The sequence below is a fragment of the Mesorhizobium sp. M4A.F.Ca.ET.050.02.1.1 genome (assembly GCF_003997725.1).
GTDB lineage: Bacteria > Pseudomonadota > Alphaproteobacteria > Rhizobiales > Rhizobiaceae > Mesorhizobium.
In genome coordinates, this window is record NZ_RZSG01001319.1 from 1 (window position 1) to 845 (window position 845).

The 845-nt window shown below is 67.5% G+C and carries 1 pseudogene; it reads right to left on the reverse strand.

Annotation, left to right across the window (positions count from 1 at the left end):
• A pseudogene (locus tag EOA33_RS37215) lies at positions 1-845 on the reverse strand (AsmA family protein); the annotation flags it as partial.

The window sequence follows — 845 nt, forward strand, 5'->3', positions numbered from 1 at the left end:
CATCGACGTCGGAGGCGAGAAGTCGGATCTCGACCTGCGTGCCTTCGAGCTTGCGGTCGAAGCGCAGGCTGCTCTGGATGTTGCCGCCGAAGGCAGAGGCGTCGGAAATGTCGAAGACGGCAAGTCCGTTCTTGACCTGCGCCGTAGCGGCGACGTCGGCAAGCTGGACCGGTCCTGCCGTGGCATGCGCCGCCGACACGCGGAGGTCGAGATTGATCTTGTCGGCGAAGCTGGTGTCGATCTCGCCGGGACCCGCTTCGCCGGTTGGCGCCAGCGGCGTGAAGGCCGAGAGGAACGATCGGAGGTCGAGCGTGTCGAAGGCGAGTGTGCCGGAGATGACCGGCAGTGCTTCGCCGAAGGAGAAGTCAAGCGCTCCCATCCCCGGATTGTTGTCGAGCGCCACAGTGGTGTTTTCGAACTTCACCCGGCCGGCGGCCGCCGTCACCTTGCTGGCGACCGAGACCGAGCCGATCGCGGCTCCGGGCGCGATGCCGGCCTGCGACCACTCCAGCGCGCGCCGCAGCGAGGGCGCGGCGAATTTCGCCTGGCCGTCGAAATAGGCGTTGTCCGACATCGAGGCTACGCCTTCGAAGGAGAAGGTAGCAGGTGCCGCCTTGACGGAGAGCGTGAGCGGAGCAGCGCCCCCCGCGAACAGTACCAGCGGCTTGGGCGACGCGAAGTCGACGGCGACGCTTTCGCCGCGCCAGATGCCGGTCGCCGTCAGCGTCGCGTTGCTGTTCATCGCCGCCCAGTTCGCCTGCCCGGTCAGGCTGCTCAGGATTTCCTGGTCCTTGCCGCCGAGCGAAGCCACCACGCGGCCGTCCCTGAGTTCCACCGTGCCGAAC